Source organism: Alteromonas sp. 14N.309.X.WAT.G.H12, assembly GCF_036697315.1.
Classification (GTDB): domain Bacteria; phylum Pseudomonadota; class Gammaproteobacteria; order Enterobacterales; family Alteromonadaceae; genus Alteromonas.
The window spans coordinates 1-687 of sequence record NZ_JBAHZB010000243.1 but is presented as its reverse complement, the minus strand read 5'-3'; the positions used below and the strand labels follow the sequence as shown (position 1 = coordinate 687).

Annotated in this window: 1 protein-coding gene; it reads right to left on the bottom strand. The window is 40.8% G+C overall.

Annotated elements, in window-relative coordinates:
- A partial coding sequence (locus V5298_RS20780) for an STAS/SEC14 domain-containing protein (protein WP_332933307.1) occupies window positions 1–383 on the bottom strand: 383 nt, incomplete at its 3' end.
- Window positions 384–687 lie beyond the last annotated feature (304 nt).

Here is a 687-nt window from a genome sequence, read left to right as displayed (position 1 = left end):
GCCTTTGCCTGCAGCCACTTGATTGCAGAGTCATAATCATTAAATGATTTCATTTCCCCGGATATAAACCAGCTACCCACTTTCGAAGCTAACTCTTGCCAGCTTTTGTTGCCGTAAATTGCTACTTTTTCGAATTTAGGGCCGATTTTCAAACCCAACTGAAAATCATCCCAGGCTGCACGAAGCTCCCAACCTGAAAACGCTGAAATATCTACCAATACTTTGACCTGAGGGCCTTTAACCCCTGCTAGAGCTGAATCTAACAAGGGAGTGATCACCTGATAATCTTCGTGAGTGAGTTTCCCAATTGCTTTGAAAACAAGGAAGAATTCTGAGCCAAACCGTTCTAGTCCTACTGATATACCGTGGCGTTCACTACTCATAACTGTTACCTCCAATAAATATGTTCATTACGAAAAGCCAAATTTGAGGATTTCTTTATGGGTTAATGATAAGGAACATTTTCTACTAGTTTTTGATTGTAACTATTCCGGACATGTAATCTACAGCATTCCCCGAAATGATAACGCTATCACCAACAATTTCACATTGAACCAGGCCGCTTCTTTGGGATAACTGTTTACCAATAAGCTTATAACGACCAAGTTTTTTAGGGAAGATGCGAATAAGTCCCCGATGTGAGATCATAGCGGTACAGTAAATCACAGCCATAAACGTCTATGAGTC